At 58.1% G+C, this 21,033-nt stretch carries 19 protein-coding genes; 14 read left to right on the top strand and 5 right to left on the bottom strand.

Annotated features, from left to right (window positions below; genetic code table 11):
* Positions 1-4 precede the first annotated feature (4 nt).
* The gene (locus tag ACFMBG_RS11295; protein ID WP_421054795.1) at positions 5-3,205 is read left to right on the top strand and encodes an efflux RND transporter permease subunit; all 3,201 of its coding nucleotides are present in this window, start codon (positions 5-7) and stop codon (positions 3,203-3,205) included.
* A gap of 38 nt (positions 3,206-3,243) precedes the next feature.
* Here ACFMBG_RS11295 and ACFMBG_RS11300 read toward each other — a convergent pair whose 3' ends face one another.
* From ACFMBG_RS11300 to ACFMBG_RS11315, 4 genes are all read right to left on the bottom strand, one after another.
* Positions 3,244-4,107 (bottom strand): helix-turn-helix domain-containing protein, encoded by an 864-nt coding sequence (locus ACFMBG_RS11300; RefSeq protein ID WP_421054796.1) that lies wholly within the window; start codon positions 4,105-4,107, stop codon positions 3,244-3,246.
* A gap of 341 nt (positions 4,108-4,448) precedes the next feature.
* Entirely contained in the window at positions 4,449-4,640 is a 192-nt protein-coding gene (locus tag ACFMBG_RS11305) for a putative antibiotic biosynthesis monooxygenase (protein WP_421054797.1), read from the bottom strand.
* 497 nt (positions 4,641-5,137) lie between these two features.
* Positions 5,138-6,040: an NmrA family NAD(P)-binding protein gene (locus ACFMBG_RS11310; protein WP_421054798.1), complete on the bottom strand. Its 903-nt coding sequence runs from the start codon at positions 6,038-6,040 to the stop codon at positions 5,138-5,140.
* Positions 6,041-6,083: 43 nt separating this feature from the next.
* On the bottom strand, positions 6,084-7,082 hold the full coding sequence (locus ACFMBG_RS11315) for an NmrA/HSCARG family protein (protein WP_421054799.1): 999 nt from the start codon (positions 7,080-7,082) through the stop codon (positions 6,084-6,086).
* Positions 7,083-7,201: 119 nt separating this feature from the next.
* Between ACFMBG_RS11315 and ACFMBG_RS11320 the strand changes: the two genes are divergently transcribed.
* From ACFMBG_RS11320 to wrbA, 9 genes are all read left to right on the top strand, one after another.
* On the top strand, positions 7,202-8,113 hold the full coding sequence (locus ACFMBG_RS11320) for a LysR family transcriptional regulator (RefSeq protein WP_421054800.1): 912 nt from the start codon (positions 7,202-7,204) through the stop codon (positions 8,111-8,113).
* A gap of 553 nt (positions 8,114-8,666) precedes the next feature.
* Positions 8,667-10,277, top strand: coding sequence for an FAD-dependent oxidoreductase (locus tag ACFMBG_RS11325; RefSeq protein ID WP_421054801.1), 1,611 nt, complete (start codon positions 8,667-8,669; stop codon positions 10,275-10,277).
* Between the two features lie 188 nt (positions 10,278-10,465).
* Positions 10,466-10,783 (top strand): antibiotic biosynthesis monooxygenase family protein, encoded by a 318-nt coding sequence (locus tag ACFMBG_RS11330; RefSeq protein ID WP_421054802.1) that lies wholly within the window; start codon positions 10,466-10,468, stop codon positions 10,781-10,783.
* Positions 10,784-10,890: 107 nt separating this feature from the next.
* The gene (locus tag ACFMBG_RS11335; protein ID WP_421054803.1) at positions 10,891-11,838 is read left to right on the top strand and encodes a flavodoxin family protein; all 948 of its coding nucleotides are present in this window, start codon (positions 10,891-10,893) and stop codon (positions 11,836-11,838) included.
* Between the two features lie 112 nt (positions 11,839-11,950).
* Positions 11,951-12,832, top strand: a complete 882-nt coding sequence (locus tag ACFMBG_RS11340; RefSeq protein WP_421054804.1) for an NAD-dependent epimerase/dehydratase family protein — start codon at positions 11,951-11,953, stop codon at positions 12,830-12,832.
* A gap of 113 nt (positions 12,833-12,945) precedes the next feature.
* A complete protein-coding gene (locus ACFMBG_RS11345) occupies positions 12,946-13,842 on the top strand; it encodes an AraC family transcriptional regulator (protein WP_421054805.1) in 897 nt (298 codons plus the stop codon).
* Positions 13,843-14,030: 188 nt separating this feature from the next.
* Positions 14,031-14,627: an isochorismatase family protein gene (locus ACFMBG_RS11350; RefSeq protein ID WP_421054806.1), complete on the top strand. Its 597-nt coding sequence runs from the start codon at positions 14,031-14,033 to the stop codon at positions 14,625-14,627.
* Positions 14,628-14,669: 42 nt separating this feature from the next.
* Positions 14,670-15,134 carry a globin domain-containing protein gene (locus ACFMBG_RS11355; protein ID WP_421054807.1) on the top strand — a complete coding sequence of 155 codons (465 nt, stop codon included), beginning with the start codon at positions 14,670-14,672 and terminating at the stop codon, positions 15,132-15,134.
* Positions 15,134-15,733: an NAD(P)H:quinone oxidoreductase gene (gene wrbA / locus ACFMBG_RS11360; RefSeq protein WP_421054808.1), complete on the top strand. Its 600-nt coding sequence runs from the start codon at positions 15,134-15,136 to the stop codon at positions 15,731-15,733. Before ACFMBG_RS11355 ends, wrbA begins: the two co-directional genes overlap by 1 nt.
* A 119-nt stretch (positions 15,734-15,852) precedes the next feature.
* Here the strand turns inward: wrbA and ACFMBG_RS11365 are convergent, their stop codons facing one another.
* Positions 15,853-16,737, bottom strand: coding sequence for a LysR family transcriptional regulator (locus tag ACFMBG_RS11365; RefSeq protein WP_421054809.1), 885 nt, complete (start codon positions 16,735-16,737; stop codon positions 15,853-15,855).
* An 84-nt stretch (positions 16,738-16,821) separates the two neighbouring features.
* Between ACFMBG_RS11365 and ACFMBG_RS11370 the strand changes: the two genes are divergently transcribed.
* The 4 genes from ACFMBG_RS11370 (at position 16,822) to ACFMBG_RS11385 (ending at position 20,971) form a co-directional block, all read left to right on the top strand.
* Positions 16,822-17,301, top strand: a complete 480-nt coding sequence (locus tag ACFMBG_RS11370) for a luciferase domain-containing protein (RefSeq protein WP_421054810.1) — start codon at positions 16,822-16,824, stop codon at positions 17,299-17,301.
* Between the two features lie 10 nt (positions 17,302-17,311).
* Positions 17,312-17,953: a hydrolase gene (locus ACFMBG_RS11375; RefSeq protein WP_421054811.1), complete on the top strand. Its 642-nt coding sequence runs from the start codon at positions 17,312-17,314 to the stop codon at positions 17,951-17,953.
* 296 nt (positions 17,954-18,249) lie between these two features.
* Positions 18,250-19,791, top strand: a complete 1,542-nt coding sequence (locus tag ACFMBG_RS11380; RefSeq protein ID WP_421054812.1) for an MFS transporter — start codon at positions 18,250-18,252, stop codon at positions 19,789-19,791.
* A 13-nt stretch (positions 19,792-19,804) separates the two neighbouring features.
* Positions 19,805-20,971, top strand: coding sequence for an HlyD family secretion protein (locus ACFMBG_RS11385; protein ID WP_421054813.1), 1,167 nt, complete (start codon positions 19,805-19,807; stop codon positions 20,969-20,971).
* Positions 20,972-21,033 lie beyond the last annotated feature (62 nt).

Raw genomic sequence — 21,033 nt, forward strand, 5'->3', positions numbered from 1 at the left:
GCCGATGAAGATCGCGCATTTCTTCATCGAGCGGCCAATCTTTGCAGCTGTGCTTTCGATCCTGATCACATTGATCGGCACTGTCGCCTACCTGCGCCTTCCTGTGACGCAGTATCCTGAAATTGTCCCTCCCACCATCCAGATCACCGCAAGCTATCCGGGTGCTTCGGCGGAAGTCGTTGCCGACACTGTGGCCACGCCGCTCGAACAGGAGATCAACGGCGTGGAAGGCATGCTCTATATGCTCAGCCAATCCACATCGGATGGGCGTTTGGCGCTCACTGTCACGTTCCAGCTGGGCACCGATCTGGACAAGGCCCAGGTGCTCGTACAGAACCGTGTGGCAATTGCAGAGCCAAGGCTGCCCGAAGACGTGCGCCGCCTGGGCATCCAGACACGCCAGAACTCGCCGGACCTGATGATGGTCGTTCACATGCTGTCACCGGACGGCTCGCGGGACCAGCTTTACATCTCCAACTATGCACGCGCGCAAGTGGTGGACCGGCTGCTGCGGATTGATGGCGTGGGGCAAGCAACGATCTTTGCGGAACGCGCGTATTCCATGCGGGTCTGGCTTGATCCGCACCGGATCTCCGCGCGTGGTTTGACGGCGTCTGAAGTTGTGGCTGCTTTGCGGGCCAACAATGTGCAAGTGGCCTCGGGCATCGTAAACCAGCCGCCGGTTCCGGTGTCCGGCGCATTCGAACTGGGGGTCGAAACACAGGGCCGCCTGATTGAGCCCAGCGAATTTGAAGACATCGTCATCCGCGTCGACCAAACAGGCCGGAAAATCCGCGTTCGCGATATCGGCCGTGTCGAACTCGGAGCGCAGAGCTACGGTACGAACGGCTATCTGGATGACAGTACAGCGCTGCCGATCGGAATCTTCCAGCGTCCTGGGTCGAATGCGTTGGAAACTGCGGATGAGATCCGCGCGCTCATGGATGAGCTTGCAGGGGATTTCCCGCCAGGGGTCGCCTACGACATCATCTACAACCCGACCGAATTCATCGAAGAATCCGTGAAGGCCGTCTATGTCACCATCGAAGAGGCTGTTCTTCTCGTGGTGCTTGTTGTCGTTCTCTTTCTTCAGTCGATGCGGGCCTCCATCATCCCGATCCTGGCAATCCCGATATCGCTGATCGGAACCTTCGCCGTTATTGCCGCCTTTGGCTTTTCCTTGAACAACCTGACGCTCTTCGGCCTGGTGCTGGCAATTGGCATCGTCGTGGACGATGCCATCGTGGTTGTTGAAAATGTCGAACGCTACCTGGCGGAGGGGCTTTCACCGCGCGAAGCCGCCCACAAAACGATGGACGAAGTGTCCGGAGCCCTGGTTGCAATTGGGCTTGTGCTCTCAGCCGTTTTCATCCCCGCAGCCTTTATTGAAGGCATAACCGGGCAGTTCTTCCGCCAGTTTGCAGTGACAATCGCCACTGCAACCATAATTTCGGTTCTGGTCTCTCTGACTTTGTCCCCCGCGCTCGCGGCGCTCTTGCTGCGCCACAAGAGTGGAAAACGCAAGGCCCCCCGCTCGGCTGCAGGCCGCTTCTTCGCTGTCCTGATGTGGCCATTTTCCCGTTTCGGAGCTGGTTTCAACTGGGCTTTTGACCGCATGGCCGCGGGCTATGCGCGGCTTGTCCGCGGCCTGTTGAAGGTCAGCGTTCTGGCCCTTGTGGCTTATGCCGGCCTGATTGCTTTGACAGCTTATCAATTCTCGCGCGCGCCTCAGGGATTCATTCCCGATCAGGATCAGGGTTATTTGATCGCGGTTGTTCAACTGCCGCCGGCAGCATCGCTTTCGAGAACCGACACGGTTATCGAGGAGGCCTCACGGGCGTTGCTGGCGATCGAGGGTGTCGAACACACTGTCGGCCTGGCCGGCTTGGATGCGGCCACCTTCACCAATGCCCCCAATGCTGGTGCGATTTTCTTTACCACCGCGCCATTTGACGAGCGCGCGGCCACGGGGCGCAGCAACAACGTCCTGATCGGCGAGGCATTTGCGGCACTTTCCGCGATCAAGGAGGCAAATATCTTCGTGATCGCCCCACCGCCTGTCCGCGGAATAGGCAGCGCCGGCGGCTGGAAGCTCTACATCCAGGACGAGCGCGGGCGCGGCCTGCAGGTGCTCGACGACATCGTCAAGCAAATCCTTCCCATCGCAAACGAGAACCCAGCGCTTATTCAGGTTTTCTCGCTTTTCAACACCGCAACGCCAAAGATCTACGCTGATATCGACAGGGTGAAGGCCGAGGAACTTGGCGTGCCGCCGGAACGGGTGTTTGAAACGCTCTCAGTCTATCTGGGGTCGGCCTTCGTCAACGATTTCAACTTCCTGGGCAGAACCTATCGGGTTACAGCCCAAGCCGATGGTGTGTTCCGTGACCAGCCGGAGGACATTCTCGGTCTTCGTACCCGTTCGGACAATGGCACGATTGTTCCGATTGGCTCCGTGGCGCGCCTGGAAGAGACGTCAGGACCATACCGGGTCCCGCGTTACAATTTGTTCCCCGCCGCGGCAATCCAGGGCGCGGCGCCCCCCGGTGTTTCCACAGGTGAAGCAATTGCAGCGATGGAAGCCTTGCTGGAGGAAACGCTGCCCGACGGGTTCGGATTTGAGTGGACTGAAATCGCACTGCAAGAAAAGCTGGCAGGGAACACTGCAATCTTTGCCTTCGGGCTTGCTGTGGTCTTCGTCTTTCTGTTGCTCGCTGCGCAGTATGAAAGCTGGCTGCTGCCGCTTTCCGTCATCCTGATTGTTCCAATGTGCTTGCTCGCGGCCATTTCAGGCGTCCTGTTCCGCGGTTTTGACAACAACATCCTCACCCAAATCGGCTTTGTTGTTCTTGTCGGCCTGGCGTCAAAGAATGCGATCCTGATCGTTGAATTTGCCAAACAAGCGGAGGATCAGGGCATGAACCGGGTTGAAGCCGCGGTCCAGGCAGCCAAGCTTCGCCTAAGGCCGATCCTAATGACATCTTTTGCCTTTATCCTTGGAGTTGTCCCCCTTGTGATTGCCTCAGGCGCAGGAGCCGAAATGCGCCAGGCTCTCGGCACCGCGGTTTTCTCCGGGATGCTCGGCGTCACCTTTTTTGGCCTGCTGTTTACCCCTGTGTTCTATGTCACTTGCCGCTGGCTCGGCAGTTTCTGGGAAAACGCGCGTGGCAGCTCAGCAAGGGCTGAGCCACCCCAGGAAGGCTGACAGCGATCATTATTGCGTCCCTGCAGACCACGGTATTGCTAGAAGCTTTGTGATCGCATCGCTCCTGGAGTGACACCAAAATGCGCCTTAAAACTGCTGGTCAGATGTCCTTGGCTTGAGAACCCGCAACGGAGTGCAATCTCGACTATTGGTTCTTTGGTATGAAGGAGAAGATCCCGAGCGCGCTCACACCTTCTGCGCCTGACATACTTCCAAACAGGTTCCGACATTACCGATCGAAACGCCCGGGCGTAGTGACCAGGGCTCAACGAAGCGATGGCTGAAAGTGTCTCAACGTCCAGCGGTTCACCCAGGTGAGCTTCGATGTATTCAACCGACCTTTCAACTCTACGGTCTGCTCCCCGAATTGAAACAGGGTCGCGTCCAATACCAGCCCAGTAGATCCCACGGCTGATTATCGCCAAACCAATGCTTTGGACGTACAGAGGGTCGACCTCCTGGTGTCTAAGGTGATCACTTAGAAGAAAGCTCAGCGGCCCGACTGCAGGATCCTGTGCAAAATTCAAGAATTGGCGAGGAAGGTCTCTTCCATCTAGCTTTTCGGCTTCAAGATGCGACGCCCGCTCAGGGTGCAGCTCCATTAAAACCATCCAGTCAGGATTGCGCAGCCTAACTCGAAAATCAGTTTCCGGTGGCACCCACCCGATGCAGCTCGCTGGCAGCACCTCGCGTTTAAGCTTGTCCGTGCCAACAGCAATCTCATGGAAAGTCTGCACAGGCTTCACGCAAACAATATGCGGTCGTGTAAAGTAACTCACAGCCACTTCACCAGGCGGCAACGCCGCCAGCAACAATCCATTCATCACATGCCTATGCTGCAATTCCGGTATGCCCGATGTTGGCTTCTCAGGAAAAGGCAGCTCAGAGTAATTGGTGTGCATTTTACAAACACTGAACTGGATTTAAATTTCCCCATTCAGCGCAACGTCTGATAAAATGAAATCTGCGAACCATTGCATGCCTCCTGTTTGCAGTGCTTTGAGGTCAACTGGCAGTAATTTTCCTTGAGATGTTAACTTAAGAGGAAGTTTTCGCCTAGCGGAGAAACTCGCATTCAATCGTTGACAAGATACAAGCTCCTAAACATTTGAGGAGCATCGCCTTTAGAAGGGCTCCACCTCAAATCACGCATTTTGACACCAAGAGACTAACCCGAATTCGCTCTAGACGAATGTAGCCGCCTAACCGCCGCGCGGAACCCATGGCCCGCATGATAGCCACTTCATTGTACTCTTCTTCTAAGGATAAACATCACTGCAGGCCCGACCACATGCAGTATCAGCGCAGCCATCATGCCGGAAACAAGGAGAGCACGGATCCAAAGAGGTTGCGCCTCCAAAAACTGCCCAAATAACGCGAATATGACAAGAACCGTCAAAAAGGCGCCGGCCCAAGTGAGCATAAATCGTTGCATGAGTTATTTCTCCTTCCTTTCGAACACCATGAAAGATGCTCGGGGGTCACGTTCAATTTGAGCGCTATGCACTTTTTGGCGTTTGGCATCTCTCATGTGCCAGCGCTCCGCTCAAATCTCCCATTTCTTCTCGACCTGCATTTCAGTTTTAGAACAATTTGCGCCTTTAGGGTTGAAATTCATCTAGGGTCTTCTGATTGAGGAGGTCAGCTTGTGTTTTTCTCCTAGACAAACCAGTTTTCAGAGATGTGCCTAACTCCTAAGCCGTTCAAATGAGTGCTGCAGGAAGTTCTTTTCTGCTCCTGGCCAGACGCAAGAAACTCAACGTTTGGTGCCCCTCTCAAACAGGCAATGCCGAATACGAAGGCGATTTTTCCGCTTGAGTTCTTGAAGAGCTGAGACCGACACGTCCCGGATTAGCTTTGCCGAAGTGCCGGCCTCAGGTTTGAGTTCATGGCGGTAGCTTGGATTTCCCGCTACAGCGGTCAATCAAGCTATCATTTGGCCCCTGCCGCGCGTTCCAGGTTCTCCGCTTCCCGCTCGATGAAGTCCTGCAGTGTCGAAGGCTTCCGGCCAACGGCCCGCTCAAAGGCTTCACTGTCGAAGGTTTGATCTGCATTCGGGATTTCACCGGCCGCATTCAGCCTGAACTGGTCCCGGATACACGCCATGTAGGTGGCATCCGCACCAGCGCTGACCGCGCCTTCGTAAAAGACCTGGGGGTCCAGCGGGGCAACATCCACTTGCCGCCCTATTTGGGCACCGATCTTTTCCGCAACGTCTGGGATGCTCGCGGCGTCATATCCCAAACGCCAGACCTGCTGGTTAAACCCGTCTGCGTCTTTGAGAGCCGCTACGGCAATCGCCGCCACATCATGTGAATCCACCCAGCTCCATCGCGCACTGCCGATCAGATTGACCAGCGCGCCATTTTGCAGCCAGCCGAACTTCAGCACGTTCTGCATATAGGCTTCGGGCCGAATGTGGGTGTAGCGGAACCCAAGTTGTTCGATGTACGCCTCGATCATTTGGTGCCAGCCCCAATGGGCGACTTCAGAAGTGTCAGCACCCGATGCGCCGATGTGAACGATGTGGTCGACTCCGGAACGCTTTGCAGCATCGATGACCCGCTTTGATTGCCTCAGCATGTCGACCGAGTAGCCAGTCATCAGCAAGATCCCGTCGACGCCCGCTACGGCTTTCTCGATGGTGTCCTTGTCGTCCAGTTCAAGGTGAACCGGTTCTACGCCGAGGCTTCTCATTGCCTCTGCCTGATCGTCCCGCCGTACCGCAGCGAGCGTTTTGATCTCCTTGTCCGAAGAAAGCTGGCGGACAACTTCTGAGCCGACATCACCTGTCGAACCGATGATCAGAAGACGGCGTTTTTTGCTGGAGCTCATGGTATTTTCCTTTCCTAACCGGTAACCATTTATGTTTGCTGGACTATCCGCTGATCGGGTCCTTCTGGACATCACCCGCTTCGCCGGCCCAGCCGGTTTCCCGCAGCCAATCTTCAAACGACCGGAGCCCAGGGTGGATTTTCCTCAGACCGTCATAGTCGCGCGGGACAGAGTGCCCGTGCCTGTAGAACAGGAAGTTGTTCAGAACGTCGTGCGCATTTGGCAATCCAGAGGCGAGAAACTCTGCATCACTGGGCGGCATGTATTCCGCCGGCACACCTGTCACCTGAGTGAATGTGTCGACGGCATCTTTGATCTTTGGCGCGTCGGAGCCAATCCGCAAAGTTCTCCCAGCCCAAGCCTTCCGGTCGCCGAACATAATGCGGGCAAAGGCTCCAATGTCATCGAGAGCAACCATCGGCCATTTTGCGTCACCTGCAAGCGGCCCCCGGAAAATCAGGCCTTCCCGCCCGTCGCTGAGCCGGCCCCTTTCCGGAAGGAAAATGCTTTGAAAGTTCTCGATGTAGGGTTCGGTGACAAGCACCGAGACACTCTTTGAATACCAGCCATCAGGGTCCTGGCGGAAAAACTCGTCTGATCTCCGCCAATCGATCTCATGTTCCACCGACGCCTTGGCATCATAGTGCGGAACCGGAATTGCTCCGTTGGACAGGTTCCCGGCAGCATCAAGAGAGGAATGAATGAAGTGCTGAAGCCCTGCGTCCTCGGCGGCCTGCATGACAGCGAGACCGTGCCGCCGCTCGCGCGTGACCGATTTCTCGCCCACGGACCAGAAGTTGGTGTTTGAGAACGCTCCGTATGCTCCTTCCATTGCTTTGGCGATACTTTGCGGGTCGTCCAAGTCTCCGCGCACGAACTCCAGGCGGCTGTTCCCGGCCTTCATGGCCTTTGCACGCGCGCTGTCGGGATCTCGCGACAGAATCCGAACTGCCCAATCTTGATCGCGGTCCTCAAGAAGCGCGTTGGTAACTGCGCGGCCCATTGCACCGGTGCCGCCGACTATGACGATTGTCTTGCTCATTTCAGGTCTCCATTCACCTATTGACTGCCGTGTTCCGGCTCACTCGTGTCGTGTCCAGCAAGCTAGGAGACCCGCGCTATCATTTGAAACGCACTCTGCAGATAAGTAATATCCATGCCATGGATAGCCTGAGAATTGACCTGAACCTTCTCTTCGTTTTTGAGGCCCTGCTGAACGAACGGCACGTTACGCGCGCCGGACACCGATTGGGTCTCAGCCAATCAGCCACAAGCAGCGCCTTGCAACGGCTGCGCCATTCCCTGAAGGACGACCTGTTCGTGAGGACAAGCGACGGCATGCAGCCGACACCGCGCGCCCTTGAGTTGGAAGAGCCTCTTCGCCGGGCGTTGCAGGATATTCGTTCTGCAATTGATAGCGGCGATTTCGAACCGTCGGCTGCCCGGCGCGTGTTCACCATTGGGGCGAGCGACTATGATGTTGCCTTGCACATCCCCCGGCTTGCGCAGCGTCTCTCATTGGAGGCTCCGGGTATAGACATACGCGTTCTGCCTCACACAAACATTGATGCCGTGGCTCAAGTTGACAGCGCTCAAGTGGACGTCGCGATTGGATGGTTTCCCCGCTCTCCTCAGCGGCTGCACAAATCACTGCTGTTCCAGGAAACCTTTGTTTGCGTGATGAGAAGAGGACACCCGCTGGCCGGGAAACTGCTATCCCTTGAAGAATTTGCAAATGCGTCACACCTCTTGGTGACCTTGATCGGGGACACGACGGGCATCGTTGACGATCTCCTGGCTGAACGAGGTCTGGACCGCCGTGTGGCAATGACCATTCCGCATTTCGCTGCCGCACCAAGCGTGCTGGCAAACTCCAACCTGATCGCGTCCTTGCCCAAGCGGTTGGCCGACAGATTTGCAGACCAATACGGCTTGGTGACGCAAAGCCTCCCTTTCCAAAGCTATCAGACCAAGCATGAAATGCTTTGGCACCCTCGGGTCGACCGGCACTCAGCGCACAGGTGGCTGAGAAAGACGCTGTCTGACATCATCAGCGGTTTTCCGGCTGAATAGTGTGGTCTCAACTGAAAATGATTGCCTACCGGAAGCTCAGACAGGCCTCTGAACTTCAAACCGTGAATAGATGAGCCCGGCCTTCAATGGCCGGGCTCCGCATACGCGCCGCTTGGGAAAAAATGGAGGTCAACGGCGCGAAACACCGCGGCCGCATTTCCGGGCGGCCAGTAATGCCAATAGGATCGAAAATTTCAAAGAACACGCCGGCATCCAGCTCAAGACAAGAATAGTCCTGCTGAGCTGCGCAGGATTTCAGATTACCAACATACCTTTCCAATACCGTGCATTCTGAATGCTTTGGCGCGGTTTGGATGACATGAATAGCAGCTGACACACTTCACTTGCGAAGAAGGCCGGATGCTTGCAGTCTTTCCAGACTGCACTACATGCGTTCACCAACGAAGCTGGTTTTGGCAGGTTTGCAAGGGAACAGACCTGCTCGCCAGCTATGTGTTTCCAATTTCGAGACGCCTCTCATCGCGGATTTTCTGGCAAACGTTTGAGAACTCCGAAGACAGCACGGCGGGGCCAAGCCAAAGGAGACCGACGGATGGAAAGCCTGGCAGCCAACCTGCGCGAAATGACCCGAACGCCGCTGCATCAAAGCCACGTTGACACCTTGAGAGATTTGGGAAGCGAACTCACCTATTCAGCTGGCCAGATCATCGCCGAAGTCGGCGATCCAATGGACAGGTTTCTGTACATCCTGGACGGCAGAGTTGAGGTGATCGATCCCTACACCAGGGAAGCCTACCTGCCAGACTCCCTCGGGCCAACACAGTTTTTGGGAGAAATCGCCTTCCTCAGCGGCGGTTCTTACACGCTGCCGATGCGCGCCAAAGAAGATACCCGTGTCATTGCAGTTCCCCGGAAACTGATGCTGGATGCGATGTCCCGCATCCCGGAAATGTCGGACATCGTGATTTCGGTTTTTGCCGCACGCAGACGGCGGCAGATCGAAGACGGGGACAGCTCGCTCAAACTCATCGGCGTTGATCAAGACCGCAACATACGCCGTATTGCCGAGTTTGCGATCCGCAACAAGATCCCTTTCCAGACGATGGAGCTGGGATCAGCCGACGCCGACGATGTCAGGCAAACTTGCCACCTTATGGGGGAAAAGCCAGCCGTGGTGTTCGGCCACAACCGTGTCGTTGACGACCCGACGCCGGCAAAGGTGGCGCAGCTTTTGGGCCTTGAGCAGGCATTCGAATGCGATGAAACCGTCGACGTGCTGATTGTGGGCGGCGGGCCGGCTGGCGTGGCGGCGGCGGTCTACGCCGGGGCAGAAGGGCTTTCCGCTGTTCTGGTGGAAGATCTTGCTGTTGGCGGTCAGGCCGGCACATCCAGCCGGATCGAGAATTACATGGGGTTCCCGACAGGCATCTCCGGGGCCGATCTTGTTTGGCGCGGTGAGGTTCAAGCCATGAAGTTTGGAGCCCGCTTCCTCAGGCCCAGGCGCGCCACCCGGCTGGAGCATCGCGAAGACGGCATCTTCTGCGTGACGCTGGACAATGGGCAAGAGCTGTGCGCCAAAGCCGTGGTCGTTGCGACAGGTGTTCAGTACCGGCGGCTGCCCTTGGACGGGCTGGAGGGATTTGAGGGGGTTGGCATCTACTATGCTGCGACTGAAATGGAGGCACGTTACTGCAAGGGCTCGGACGTTGTCGTCGTGGGGGGAGGCAATTCAGCCGGGCAAGCTGCAATGCACCTGTCGCGAACCGCGAAACATGTCCATGTTCTGGTACGCGGCGATAGTCTGGCCGCGTCGATGTCCGACTACCTGCTGTCGAGACTGGACGCTGATCCTGCGATCACCATCCACTACCGGTCACAACTCAAGAGCCTGCATGGCGGAGATGCCATGAGCAGCGTCACTGTCGACCGCGATGGAACGGATTGGCGTCTGGACTGCCCCGCCGCGTTCATCATGGTCGGTGCGGCTCCCAACACCGGCTGGCTGGCAGACACCTGTCAACTGGACGAAAAAGGCTTTGTTTTGACGGGCTCTCAGGCTGGAACGGCCTCAACCTTTGCAACGTCATGCCCGGGGCTGTTCGCCGTTGGGGATGTCCGTGCCGGATCGGTCAAACGCGTAGCATCCGCAGTTGGGGAAGGCTCCGTCGTAATCTCGCAAGTGTGGGAACACGTGCAGGAGTGACGGGCCACCGCTTGGCCCGGCTTGGGCATTCTCCCCAGAATGCCCAGTCCCGAAGAACCTGCGGCCAGCCGGGCTGATGCTTTAGAGCGGGCAAACCCGAGGTTGCCTGCTTTCCGCGTCAGGCAGTGCCGGGAAACTTCGCTGAGCGCTGACGAAGCTGCTCACTATTTTTTGGAGGGTATGACCCAATGATTTTGCTCATTAATCCGTTCCAAGTCTTCGACGGCCGGGAAGACGCGTTCTTGGAATTGTGGGATCAAACCGGAGCCATCTTCCGGCGCTCGGAGGGCTATGTCAGCGCCCGCTTATGCAAAGCACTTCCCAACCAGCCGCCCGGCCAGAGCGCCCCCTTCACCCATGTCAATGTCGCCGAGTGGCAAAGCGCAAAGCTCTATGAGGCTGCTCTATCGAACCCGGATATCCGGATTTTGGGCAAGGCCTATGCCAAGGTTTGCACATTCGACCCCGCGCTTTACGAGGTCGTTCGCGATCAGCCGCCGCTGTGACACACCCTGGCTTTCCGCAAGATTTCTGAATCCTGCGCCTGCGCAGAATAACACCTGTGCCGCCACGGGTATTATTCTGTTGATACTACTCAGAGCGAGGCGGTTTCATGTCAAATGACCATCCGGACGGCAGGGATTTTTCGCCCGAGCGCATGCTCGAAATTCTTGAACAGGAAGTCATAGCCTCAGGAGATAACGATGCATCCAGGGCCCTTGTGGACCGCACTCGCCGCCGGTTCCTGGGCGCAGCAGCCCTTGGCGCTGCCGGTCTTGCAACACTGACCGCAACTGGCAGCGCCCGTGCGCAAGACGCGGGGCAAAAACCCCGGATCATGGTTGTCTATACTACCGACACCAACACAACCCGCCGCGTGGCAGAGCGTGTCATTGCCGGGGTAAATTCAGTTGCAGTGGCCGATCCGCATCTGCTGGTTACGGGCCGGGAAGTTACCCGGGACCAGATGCTGGCCTGCGACGCGCTGATCATGGGCACGCCGGTCCGGCACCGCACGATGCATCACCGTCTCAAAGTATTCGTGGAAGAAGTCCTGGAGCGGCTTTGGCTGGACGATGCAATGGTGGGGATGATTGGTGCCACCTTTTCGGTCGGTGGCGGCCACGGGGACGCAGGCGCCGGAGCGGAACTTTGCCAGCTCAGTATGTCTGCCGCGATGGCGGCCAATGGCATGATCCTTGTCACTCTCCCGAAATCGACACCCGGAGCAGATCACGCCTGCCTGCACTGGGGGCCGGCCGTCCGCACGGGCGGGCCAAAGATGGAACCTGTATGGCCAACCGCATCAGCACTGGACTGCGCTTATCACCATGGTGCCAACGTAGCCCGTGTCACGGCGGCCGTGCGCTCGGCGAAAAGCCCCCTATTCGCTTCGGGCAACGTGTCGCCAACACCAGAGCTGGCAGCAGCCTTCCAAGCTGGCGCGGGTACAATGGAAACTGCGGAACGCGTTCCTCCTGCCGGTGCAAACCCTGCCTACAGGTCAGAAACCGACCCGAACTTCCCGTCAGGCGATGGGTTCAAGACGGGCCAAGAATGAGGAGATCCGCAATGCTTTTCCTGCCCGACCAGAGCCGGCTCTCCAACAGTGCCCTGAACTCCGGCGGCGCTGGAAGACAGCTTGATGCCCCTGCGCCTGATCCTGTCCTCTTATGAGAATTGCGGTCACAGGCCATTCTGGTTTCATCGGCGCAGCAGCAATCAGTCATGCGGAACGGCGCGGGCATCAGCTGGTGCGGGTGCTGCGCCCCGGAGCCCGCAAGATCACGCCAGCGGACAGGCACGCCGATCTCGCCGATACAGCCTCGCTGTTCGAAATCGCATCGAGTGTCGACGCAGTACTGCATTGTGCGGCAAGCGAAGATCCGGCTGCCAGAAACCTCTCTAAGGACGCTTTGCATGCCCTGCTCAACGGCCTGCCCCCGGGCGGGCGCTTTGTCATGCAGGGTGGAAGCGCGGTGTTCGGCGACACCGGACCTGAGCCTGTCAAAGAGCCTGAATTCCGCCCGCCGCCAGCCCTGGCAAGCCGCGCTTGGCTCGAGCAGCAAGTATTGCAAGCGAAACGGCACGACGTCCGCTCACACATCGTTTATGGATCTTTGATCTACGGCGGTGCGCGCGCGGCAATCCCCGAAGCTATGATCCGTGCCGCCTTGAACACGGGCGCTGCGGTTTATTTCGGCGACGGTGATCAAGTCTGGTCAACGGCGCATGTGGACGACTTCGGCAGGCTTCTTGTCGATGCGCTTGAATGCGACACCCACAGGAGCTGCAAGTTGTTTGCAGCCGGGCATGCGATCCTGATCAGGCAAGTGTCGGCCATCCTGTCCTGTGTACTCGGCGTTCCTTCGCGGCCGGTTGCCAATAGCCAGGAAGCCGATGCTTTCGGAACCTTCTCTGAACTGCTACAAATCAACCAGCACTTCTGCTCTGAAAGTGAACGCGCGCGCTTCGGCTGGAGGCCTGATTATTCAGATGACGCGGAACTGCTGATACGTGAGCTGGCCTTCCATGCGGCCCACTTCGCGCTTTAGCGATGGGCACCCAAATCTCAATCGGCGGCCCAGAAAGACGGCCTCTCTGGATCAGTCGCTGTAGCGGACAATCTGCTGATTACCGGCACGCTAGCGGTAGCGGGGAGGAATCAATGAACAAAGAGGTGAGCTTCGAGAATTTTGCCGACTATTTCACGAGGGGCGCCTGGTCCAAATACGTGACCCGTCTTTATCCCGGGCACGACAAGGTACACACACTTGTTACGCAGCAGCAGCCTGCTGGTTCGTTTCCTGACCCCGGCTTCGACGAGTTTTGCATACAACTCGTCACCCACGGCACACCAAACTGCAAAGTTGCTTTCGGGGGAGAGGCGTTTCACCTGAGGGCTACACCGGGCGTGCTCGTTGTGGCGCCCCCGAATGTTGACGCCGAGTATGAAATCGACGCTTCACACGGGCTGGCAACTCTAACGGTTCACAAGGATCTGCTGCACCGTTTCAAGGATCAATGCGACCAGGAACTGCCGGCCGATTTCGGCCAGTTGCACAGCCAATCGTTTTTCGACCCAATCGTGGAAACCCTTATCTTGCGCATGCTTGAGCACGCGCAGATGGAGCATCCTGTCAGCGATCTCTTCCTTGACGATGCGACGAACATGATTTTGACCAGCCTTTTCCACCGGAGAGGCGCGATCAATTCATCTGAAAGCCCGGTCAACCCGTTGACCAGCATTGAAGTCCAGAAAGTCGCGCAGCTTGTGGATGACCGGCTTGAGGAGAACCTCACCATTGCAAGTCTCGCCAGCATAACGTCCCTTTCTGACTTTCACTTTGCCCGCGCCTTCAAAGCGGCCACTGGTCAAAGCCCGCACCAGTTTGTTTTGAGCCGCCGGATCACGCGTGCCAAGGATTTGCTCGAAAACAGCCGCCTGCCCTTGGCGCAAGTCGCCGTCTCAGTTGGCTTCTCCTCACAAAGCCATATGACAGACGTTTTCCGCAAAAAGGTCGGAACAACACCCGGTCAGCTGCGGCGCGAGTTGCAGAACTGAATTAACGCGTCAGCCGCAAGAATTCAGAACGTCTTCCGCTGGCCGGAATATTTACCGCGCCAAAGGTGCTTTTCTTTCCCAGAGGCTAGCAGCCGGTGCTGCCCTCCAGAGTTCCCGGTTTACCTCGTTTGGCAATCCTGGCACCGGCCGGCCTCAGCAGAGCACAATTGATAGAAGGCCTCCGACAAATGAAGAACCTGTTCACCGTGGCCAACGCCGCGATGCTTCTGATTGACCACCAGGATGGCACAGTCAAACTGGCCCGCAATATCGGCTACAATCATCTCCTTGCGAACACCCGCGCCCTCGCCCGCACCGCCGCCGAGAATGGCATGCCTTTGGTTCTGACCAGCAGCCAGGAAGACAATTTTCAGGGGCCGCTTTTCAAGGATCTCGAAGAGATCGCTCCCGAAGCCTATGCCAATCGTGTCAAGCGGCCCGGTGTGGTCGATTCCTGGACTTATCAGCCCTTCAAGGATGCAGTTGAGGCCACCGGCCGGAAGAAACTCGTGATTGCCGGTCTGACAAACGACGTCTGCACCGTCTTTCCGGCGATCAGCGCGGTCGAGGATGGCTACGAAGTCCAAGTCGTGGTCGATGCAGGCGGTTCGCCAACACAAGAGGCCGACGACATAGCCGTCGAACGAATGCGGCGGGCAGGCGTAGGGATTACCTCTACCAACCAGGTGATGGCCGAGCTTGCTACCGACTGGGCTTCTGATACCGGCCAGAAAATCCAGACCATCATGTACGAGGAAATCCTGAAGCCTCTCGTCGAGGGGTGAGTATCAATGCCCGCGCACCCCACCCCGGATCAGATGCTCACCATGACAACCGCATTTTACGAAACTGCGGTGTCAGACGATCTGATCGGCGAGATGTTTTCCAAAGCAGCCTCCGATCACGCAGAGCATCTGGCTTCCTGGCTTTCGGTCATCTTCTGCGGGACGCAGGATTACCTGCAGGAACGCGGCGATCTCAGCTTTGTCATGTACAAGCACATGGGATTGAAAATTTCTGAGGCTCAACGCGCTAGATGGGCCCGCCTGATGATGGAAGCCGCTGGAGAGGTGTTTTCTGACGAGGCTTTCCTTCGCAAATATTCGCGGTTTGTCCACTCCGTCACACATAGCGTGCAGGAGGTCTCAAGCCTCGAGCCGGATGAATTAAGAAGAATAATCGGGCTCTCCGCGGGCCAGGAAATGAACCCAAGGGCTCAAGGGCGGCATCTGCCCAGGGGCGGCCCAAGAACCCATCGTAATCAAACCCATCGCCAAAGGAGGAAGCCGTAATGACTAAAGTGCTGGTGCTATATTATTCAAGCTACGGGCATATCGAAACCATGGCCAAGGCCGTTGCGGAAGGCGCGGCCAGCGAAGGCGTGGAAGTGGTGGTGAAACGGGTCCCGGAAACTGCCCCTAAAGAGGTAGCGGAAGCGGCGCATTTCAAGCTCGACCAGGACGCCCCGTTCGCAGATGTCGAAGAGCTCGCCGGCTACGACGCAATAGTTGTGGGCGTCGGCACGCGATACGGGCGGATGGCAAGCCAGATGGCCGCATTCTGGGATCGCACCGGCGGCCTGTGGGCCCAGGGTAAACTCGTCGGCAAGGTTGGCGCAGCCTTCACATCCAGCGCGACGCAGCACGGCGGCCAGGAGACGACGCAATTCTCGATCCTGACCAACCTGCTGCACATGGGGATGACCATCGTCGGCCTGGACTATGGCTTTGGCGCCCAGATGAACAACGACGAGATTTCCGGCGGATCACCCTATGGCGCTTCGACGATCGCGGGCGGGGACGGCAGCCGTCAGCCTACCGGCACTGACCTGGACGGTGCGCGGTATCTTGGCGCGAAGGTCGCGCGCATCGCTGAGAAGCTGGCCACGTAACGGGCAGAGGCACACCATTTCCGACACCTGTGCAATTGGATGTGAAACCACTGCGGTAAGGGATCTTGCGTCCGGCATCCGTAAAGGAGGAGACACCCCTGCAAACTGAAGTCCCGCAATCAGACTGCGTCACTTTGGACAAGATCGGCCAGCAACAGTGCCACGGCGGAACTCTCAAACAGTTGCCCGCTCCAAAGTGCCGATACCGGCAATTCGGTTTCAGGCACATCTTTGAGAACCGGTACAAGGCGGCCGGCCTCGAGCTCAGGCTGGGCCAGGAATTTGGGCATTCGCGCGATGCCAAATCCGGCGACGCAGGCATCGAGGGTAGCGGGCATCGTTCCGGTTGCGATGCGCCAACGGGGCCTGACAACAGTTTCTCCGATGATCCAGCGATCGAACTGAGGCCGCGTCAGGATGGCATCATGGCCACTCAAGTCGCCGGCGCCGCGCGGGGTGCCGCGCGTCTTCAGGTACTCAGGCGCACAGTAAAACCCGATTCCGACGGCCCCGATACGGCGCTGTATGAGATCGCTGTCTTCAAGGTCGCCAATTCGAACCGCAACGTCCAGCCCGGCGGAAACAACGTTCAGCCTGTCGTCGGTCAGGACCAGGTCGATCCGCACATCCTGAAAGCGCCTCAGAAACGCGTGAAGGCGGGGGGCAAGCACAGCCTGCCCCCAGGCAGTCGGAGCAGAGATGCGGATCAGTCCCGCGGGCTGCGCGTGATCGGCAGAGAACTCCCGGTGTGCCGCCGCCGCCTCCGTGATCAGCGGGCGTATGCGTTCGAAGTAGCGCCGCCCGGTTTCCGTCGGCACCATGGACCGCGTCGAGCGGTTCAGGAGGCGTGTTCCCATTTCCGCCTCGAGCTGAGCGATCCTGCGGCTCACGGTGGCTTTAGGAATACCAAGCTTCCGCCCGGCAGCACTGAAGGATCCTTCTTCCACGACAGCCGTGAACAGCGCCATGTTTGCCAGACTCTGCGCAACCATTGTCTCATTCATGGAACAATGCCCTCTCAAAATGACGATCTTTATTCCGCCAGCGATACACCCAAATCAATAGCATCGCAAAGGAAGGGAAATGAAATGATCGACGGCACCCTCTTGGAACATGGTCTGGCAAAACGTAATGGACCGCGCCCGCTCACCACCAAAACCAACCCGCACAGCCAGCTTGACCAGCAGCCCCCGCAGCCGATGAGCCGGAAACTTGCCGAACGGATTTCTGCGCTGGACGGCGTGACCACCGGGCACAGCAACCGTGCGCCGCTTGGAACCCTGGGCTTCTTCCTGCCGGAGGGCAAGGGACCGTCCCGGGCGTTTATGCTTGGCCCGGAATTCGCCCACATCCACCCCGGTCCGGATCACAGTCTGCATATGACTTTGCCTGAATCCGTGCGCGCCGAGGCAATCGCCAAAGGATGGGCCGAACCGCACCCGCTGGCCGGTCAACCGACCGTTTCCAAGGACATCGTCCTCGTATTTGCACCCCGTGACGAGAGCGAACTCGACACGGTGACGCGCCTTGCAACCGCTTCCTGGGCGTACGCCCGGGGGATCAAATAGGGAGGCTGATATGGCCGGCTACAATGACGAGCGAATTACCAGTGAAAATGCTGCCTTGCTGCTGATAGACCATCAGTCCGGCATTATGCAGCTCGTGCATGATTACACGCCCGCGGAGTTCCGGTCCAACGTGCTTGCACTGGCAAAGCTGGGGCGTGTTTTCGACCTGCCCGTGGTGCTGTCTTCAAGTTACGAGGCAGGCCCGAACGGCCCGATCATCCCCGAACTTCTCGAGATGTACCCCGACGCGCCTGTGATCCGCCGCCCCGGCCAGATCAGCGCTTGGGATAACGAGGACTTTGTCGCTGCGGTGAAGGCCACCGGCAGGAAGAAGCTGATAATGGCCGGGGTGACGACCGATGTGTGCCTTGCCTTTCCGGCAATGCAGGCGGCGGCTGAGGGGTTCCAGGTCTACGCCGTCGTCGATGCGTCCGGCGCACATGATTATGCGACCCAGCAGATGGCTGTTCAGCGGCTTGCCGCGCACGGTGTCACAGCGGTCACCTGGCTCATGGTTGCCGCAGAGCTGCAGCGCGACTGGCGCAACCCCACGGCTGAACGCACCGGCGCAGTGTTCCATGAACACTTGCTGAACTACGGAATGCTGATCGACAACTTCAACTACAAACAAAGCCATCTGGAAGGTGAATGAGGGAGAGCGGCCTCCGTTGAAGGCGTTTGGCTGCACTGCCACGACCGCTCTCAAGTCCCGGAGAAAGGCGAGGAAGGTGTCGAAAGTACCGTGTCCCTGTTACAGTAGTTATGCTGAGGCAATGCACGTTGTTTCAACAGGTGCTGCTGCCGCCACGCGGAGCCTTCTTCAGCCGGGTTGCGCACGGTTTCCAGCTGCCAGCAGATGGTCCGCATTGTTACCAAGCGAGAGGCAGGATCGGCACGATGCAATCACCAGCTAGCCCAGCTCTCCCGCCTCTTGGCCTGCGTGTCCGCATGGTTGCTATTGCAGCGTTCGGCTGCATAGCATCCACGCTCTCCTCTCAAATCGGTGCCTTGTCCATCGGAGACGTCGCCGGAGCAATGGGGATGCCCGCAAACTCAGCATCCTGGCTCCCAACGCTTTACCTGTCCGTGCAGGCTGTTTCGGTGCCGCTTGTACCCATCTCGGTGATTGCCTTCGGGCCGCGCGCCGTTCTTTTGACTGCCGCTCTTGCCATGATTTTCGGATCGCTGGCTGAGCTCGCGGGCCAAGACATACTCCTGGTCGTTGTTGCGCGCGTCATTCAAGGGGCCGCAGCCGGGGTATTCCCCATCATGACAATGCTGCTTGTCATGAGATCCTTTCCGCCAGGAAAGGGTCAGCGGGAAGGCCTCCTGGTGTTCGCGGCCTCCACAAGCATCGCCCTGGGAGTGGCGGCAAGCGCAGCAGGCTGGATGCTAACTGAATTCTCGTGGCAGGCGCCGGTGGCTTTTCAACTGATATGGGCGGGCTTGGCCTTCCTGGCTGTATGGTCTCTGTTCCCGGCGCAACCTGCAAACATCGCCGTTTTGCGCAATGCGGATTGGCGGGGTTATTTGCTTCTGAGCTTCGGCACCGCGTTGCTGGTTGCCGGGCTTTTGCAAGGGGAAAGGCTTTTCTGGTTCGAAAGCAGAGTGATCACGTCGCTCGTGGTTTCCGGTTCCGTTTTGCTTTCAGCAGGTGCGGTCTGGCTGCTGACCTCAGAAACTCCGTTTGTGCAGATCAGGCTTCTGGCTATCCCTACGTTCGGATGGTCGATCTTTATGGCAGTTGCCTTGCGCTTTGCTCTGCTGGTTGTGGCCTTCGTGGTCCCCCAGTACTTGTTCAGGCTGCAAGGCTACCGGCCCGAAAACCTTGCCGACATCACAATCTGGATCCTGCCCTTTCACCTCGTTGGGTTCCCGCTTGCCTATTTCATGGCCCGCATGCTGGACCCGCGCCTGGTTTTGTTCCTGGGCCTCTCTTTCTTTGCTTCCGCGGCCTTTGTGAATATTGAGCTGGATCCGCTCTGGGCCGCAGAGCAGTTTCGCCTCTCGATGGCTTTCCTGGGCATCGGCCAGGCCTTTTTCGTCTATTCCCTTCTTGTGTTCGCAACCAATGGGCTGGGCCCGGCAGAAGGGCCGACCGCCGGCACATTGTTCAATCTGACCCGCATCGTGGGGCAGGCATTGGGAGTGGCGCTGCTGTCTACGTTCGTGACAGAACGCGAGAAATTCCATTCCAACCAGATCATTGACCACATCACCGCATTTTCCGGCAATGTCGAAGCCAGGCTGTCCCTGCTGACCCAGCAGTTCGCTTCGGCAAACCCGGATCCGGTGGCAAACGGCCTGCGTGCCAGCAGTACACTGAGCCGGCAAGTCGCTGACCAAGCCTATGTTCTAGGATACAGCGATGCTTTCTTTGTCCTGACAGCATTCCTTGCGGTTTCGGCATTCCTGGTTTGGATGCTGCCAGACATTCGTGTGCGGAAGGCGGAACCGCTCCCCCGCTCTGAAACCGTATCGCCAAGGTGAATAGGAGTTAGCAATGAGTGCAATAGGGCGTGTTTTTTCGGCAATCGGGATCTTCGTTGTCATTGGCGGATCCGCATTTGGCGCCCTGCGGTACTGGAACAGCAAAAGCGCGTTCGTCACCACGGAGAATGCTTACGTCAAAGGCGAGATTACGTCGATTGCTGCACGGGTGCCCGGATATGTCGTCGAGATTTTCGTGGACGACAATCAGAAGGTCACGGCGAAGCAGCCGCTTTTCCGGGTGGATCCCAGAGATTTCCGGGCCGCCCTTGCAGAAGCTGAGGCCGCGATTGCCATACGCCAGGCCGCTCTGGTCAATCTCGATGCCCGCCGGGTTCTGCAGAACGCACGGGTCCTGGCCGCGCGCTCCAGTCTGGCCGCAAGCAAAGCCCAGGCCGACTTCGCCAGCGCAGAGTATCAACGCGCCGAACGGCTCTTTGACACTGGCTCAGGCACCGAACGGCGGCTGGAGGATGCGCAGGCTGCGGAAATCGTGGCGCAGGCCGAGTTCGAGGTATCTGAGGCCGCACTTGGCCTCGAGACAGCCCAGATGGCGGTTCTGGACGCCGAAGAGGTCTCTCTGCAGGCCGAACTCACCGCCGCCAACGCAGCGCGCGACAAAGCCAGAATTGCACTGGAAGACACGCAAGTATGGGCGCCGGCCGATGGAACGATTTCCAGCCGCCGGACAAGGATCGGTGAGTTCGTTCCAGCCGGGGTCCGGACAATGGCACTGGTCCCCGACCATGCTCTATGGGTTGAAGCAAACATCCGCGAAACCCGTCTTTCCCGGCTCGCTCCGGGCGATCGCGCAGAAGTGTATGTCGACTTGCTCAATGATGCTGTTCTCTGCGCCACAGTTGAGAGCATTGCACCTGCTGCCGGCAGCGAGTTCGCCCTGATACCCCCTGACAATGCCACGGGCAACTTTACGAAGATTGTGCGGAGGTTTGCCGTACGCCTCCGGTTCGACCAGGACGCGCCATTGCTTGACCGTATCAAACCAGGAATGTCCGTCGAACCGCGTATCGCAATTGGCTCACATTCAACCGGTTCACCGCAAAGGGGGCTTCTCCACGTGCTGCAAAAGCCATTTAAATGCAGTGCTGATGGCCCCGTCGAACCGCCTGCTCCCTTGCTGCGGGTACTCCCGCCCCATCCGGGATTGGAAGCAGATTAACTCGTCTGCATATTGCCAGAGAACCTGCCGCTAGTTCCCCAGCTGGAAACCTCTTCCCTGTC

Origin of the sequence: Leisingera coralii (assembly GCF_049056525.1) — a bacterium.
Classification (GTDB): domain Bacteria; phylum Pseudomonadota; class Alphaproteobacteria; order Rhodobacterales; family Rhodobacteraceae; genus Leisingera; species Leisingera coralii.